Source organism: Methylobacterium sp. B1 (assembly GCF_000333255.1).
Classification (GTDB): Bacteria; Pseudomonadota; Alphaproteobacteria; order Rhizobiales; family Beijerinckiaceae; genus Methylobacterium; species Methylobacterium fujisawaense.
In genome coordinates, this window is record NZ_BACT01000989.1 from 1 (window position 1) to 3,525 (window position 3,525).

Annotated in this window: 5 protein-coding genes; 3 read left to right on the forward strand and 2 right to left on the reverse strand. The window is 72.1% G+C overall.

What is annotated here, in order from left to right; all coding sequences use genetic code 11:
* Positions 1-154, reverse strand: a 154-nt coding sequence (locus tag I53_RS35835; protein ID WP_148291255.1) for a thiamine pyrophosphate-binding protein, incomplete at its 3' end; no start/stop codon positions are given.
* Between the two features lie 288 nt (positions 155-442).
* On the opposite strand from I53_RS35835, the gene I53_RS27475 reads away from it, so the two are divergent.
* Both I53_RS27475 and I53_RS27480 read left to right on the forward strand, forming a co-directional pair.
* On the forward strand, positions 443-853 hold the full coding sequence (locus tag I53_RS27475) for a DUF1236 domain-containing protein (protein WP_043356963.1): 411 nt from the start codon (positions 443-445) through the stop codon (positions 851-853).
* A gap of 122 nt (positions 854-975) precedes the next feature.
* A complete protein-coding gene (locus I53_RS27480; RefSeq protein ID WP_043356965.1) occupies positions 976-1,263 on the forward strand; it encodes a hypothetical protein in 288 nt (95 codons plus the stop codon).
* Positions 1,264-1,647: 384 nt separating this feature from the next.
* Here the strand turns inward: I53_RS27480 and I53_RS27485 are convergent, their stop codons facing one another.
* Positions 1,648-2,532 (reverse strand): LysR substrate-binding domain-containing protein, encoded by an 885-nt coding sequence (locus tag I53_RS27485; protein ID WP_081948571.1) that lies wholly within the window; start codon positions 2,530-2,532, stop codon positions 1,648-1,650.
* A gap of 576 nt (positions 2,533-3,108) precedes the next feature.
* On the opposite strand from I53_RS27485, the gene I53_RS27490 reads away from it, so the two are divergent.
* A partial coding sequence (locus I53_RS27490; RefSeq protein ID WP_043356967.1) for a response regulator occupies positions 3,109-3,525 on the forward strand: 417 nt, incomplete at its 3' end.

The window sequence follows — 3,525 nt, forward strand, 5'->3', positions numbered from 1 at the left end:
CGATGTCCGGCGCCTCGGTGAGCGCGTCGATGAGCGGCAATTCGGTGGTGCCGGGATTGCCGAAGATGTAGCGCACCCCCTCCGAGCGCAGCACCTCCACCAGGAGGTCGGCGCCCCGGCGCCGGCCGGCGGTCTCCACGGTCTCGATCGACATGCCCTGTCCTCTCCGGCGGAATCAGCGGGAGGCTAAACCATGGGCGGGCCGGGGCAATGCCGCGGCTCCGCCCGCATCCCGAGAGCCGACCGAGAGCCGAACCGTCACGCCGATCGCGAAGAGGGTGCCGGAAGAGGGGGCCGGCGCCCGATGCGGCCCCCTTGCGGACGGCGTGCGGCGGGCCGCAACCGATCGGCAGCCTTTCTGGCGTAACCTGCCGTGGCCGGGATGCTCCCGCCCCCTCAGGCGCAGGCCTGAAGGTCCATGCCACCGACCAGGACGACACCCATGCGGATCGCGGCTCCCCTTGCGCTCCTGGCCACGCTGGGCCTCCCCGCCATCGCGCAGGCGCAAGGCTTGGAGCGCGGCGCCCAGGAGGGCGCCTCGCGCGGCGAGGAGATGGCGGGCCCCCTCGGGGCGATCGTCGGCGGCGCGATCGGTGCCGCCGTAGGCACGGCCAACGGCATCCTCGGCGTCGACCGGCGAGAGCGCTTCCGCATCTACGCCCTCGGCGAGCGCCGCCCGTCCGTCGCCCTCGCGGGCCCCGTTCGGGTCGGAACCGTGCTACCGGAGGAGGGCGTCGTGTATTACGATGTCCCGCGCGAGTTCGCTTTGCCGGAGTACAGCTACACGATCGTCAACGGCCATCCGGTGCTCGTCGAGCCGCGCACGCGCCGCATCGTGGAGGTGATCGACTGACGGTTCCCTCCCGGTGGGCGCGGCTGGCGCGGCTGAGGGATTCGGCGAGATGGCGCGGGCGATCCGCTGCGGAGGACACAGGTGGCCCAGACCGCGATCCTGTCGGCGCCCCCGGTGACGGGATGAGCGCGCGCAACACCGCAGAGGCCGATCGGAGACACTGGTTCTACGACAACCGGCTCCTGGTCTGCGCGTTCTGTCTGCTCGCGTTCGTGGTCATCTTCTGGCAGGTGAGCCGGTTCGAAGGCTTCCAGCCCATCTTCACCTGCGCCCGGGATCAGGACGTCGATCGCGGGCTGCTCTCCGCCGGGATGCGGGCGTGCATGAGCGACGCGACCTCGCAGGCCGCCCAGGCCCGCTGCATGCACGTCGTCTACGTGCTGGCCTGCACGGAGGAGCGCTGGCGCTGACGCCGCCGCGTCAGGGCGCGCCAAACGCTCCGACAGCCCCAGGCCGAGCGCCAGGGACGCCGCGGGCCCGGGGGCATCGGCGGAGACGGATCTCCGTGCGGGCGACGCGGTTGCGCAGGCGCCCGGCCCGCCAGAGGGCGCCGGTCTCCACCGCGAGGCCGCGGGCGTAGAGGCTGGCGCGCAGGCTGCGGGCGTCCCAGGCCGGCGGCCTCAACGGCGTCGCCGATCACCACCGACCCGTCGCGCCTCATGACCGGACGGAACGGCGCCCCCATCGGAAACCCTATGCGAATCGAGCCCGCGGACGACGCGCATCATGTCCGCGACCATCGCGGTGCTCTGCGGTCTCCCCGCCTCGGGCCCGGGGCGGAGGCCGGGCGACGCTCAGGCGCGCAGCTGTGCCACGAAGGCCCGGATGAACGGCGGCAGCCCGTCGAGGTCGCGCAGGCACAGGGTCAGGTCGCGCCGCGCCCAGGAATCGGCGAGGGGCACCACCGCCAGGGCGAGGCCCTGGGCGGCGCGGGCGGCGGCGCTCTCGGGAAGGACCGCCAGCCCGACCCGTGCCTCGACGAGCCGGCAGACGGCGTCGAAGTCCCGCAGCTGCACCCGCAGGCGCATCGGCCGCCCCTCCCGCACCGCCTGGGCGACGAGGAACCGGCTGATGGCGCTGCGCCGGTCGAGGCCGACGAGGTCGTGGCCGAGCAGCTCGGCGAACGGGATCGTCCCGCGCGCCGCCAGGGGGTGATCCCGGGCCGCCACCAGCACGAACCGGTCCTCCCGGAACGGGAAGGTCCGCAGCGAGCCGGTATCCACCGTGCCGGACAGGATGCCGAGATCGGCCGCCCCCTCGGCCACCAGCCCGACGATCTCCTCGGAGGTGCGCTCGTCGATCTCGACGCCGATCCCGGGGTGATCGGCCAGGAAGGCCGAGAGCGCGTCCGGCAGGAACTCGGTCAGCGCGTTGGTGTTGGCCAGCACCCGGATCTGGCCGAAGGCGCTCCCCGAGAAGGCCGCCATCTCCTCGCGCAACCGCTCCACCCCGGCCAGGACCTCCCGGGCGTGGACGAGGAGGGCTCGCCCGGCCGGGGTCGGGCTGACGCCCTGCCGGCCCCGGGTCAGCAGCGCCGCGCCGAGGGACTCCTCCATCAGCCGGATCCGCGTCGAGGCGGCCGCCAGGGCGAGGTTCGCCCGCGCGGCCCCGTGGGTGATCGAACCGGCCTCGACCACGTGCCGGAACAGGCCGAGATCGGTGAGATCGAACCGCATCATCGCGCAGGCGCCTCCCGACACGCCATCTGCACCGGCGCGGCCCGGGCAGCCCGGAACCGGCCCTGGACCTGCCCTGCCCTGGCCCGGCTCTGGACGATTCCTGGCCCGGTCGCGCGTCGACGGCCCCGGCCGTCGCCGGGCCACGGTAGCGGGCGGCCGCCCGTCTGTCAGGAATTCCCACCGGCCGCGCCCCGGCATCGGCCCGAGCCCGAGCCCAGGGGGCGCTGCAGGAACGGCCGGGTGCGCCGGTCCCGGGCAGAGACGGACCAGTCCCGAGGTATCCGGCACGGTATAGCGCGCGATTTCACCGGTCTATCGACTTAGAAAATCCGGGTCAATTTCGGAAAAATCCAAATATGGCCCTCGCAAAAGTCAATAATTCTGCAAATATCAGCAATCCTGTTTCAATTCAGATTTACCGGACGTTAACGCCGCATGTCTCAATGATCATCGAATAGTCTTGCAAGGCTTCGCGACGATGGCTTCTGCGTCAGAACATTGGATCGACCGGCCGTCCCGCGATCGCCTGCGGCGCTCCGGCTCCGATACGCCCGCGAACCGGTCCGGGCGCCGCTGATGGACGCGCTCCTCGTCGACGACAGCGCCACCATGCGGATGCGCCTCCGCCGCCTGCTGGAGGCCAAGCCCGACATGTCCGTCACCGATCACGGCGACCCGGTCGCCGCGATGGTCGAGGCGCGGATGCGGGCCTTCGATATCGTCCTGGTCGACTGCCACATGCCCGGCATCGACGGGATCGCCTTCATCCGGCAGATGCGGACCATCCCGCATTACGCGCAGGTGCCGATCGTGATGATCACGAGCGACATCTCGGACGCGGTGCGGCTCGCCGCCCTGGAGGCGGGGGCGACCGATTTCCTCGACAAGTCCATGCAGGGCGTCGAACTCACCGTCCGGCTGCGCAACATGATCCGGCTCGCCCGGGCGGTGCGGCGGCTCGCCGAGCAGGCGGCCTGGCTCGACGGCGCGGTG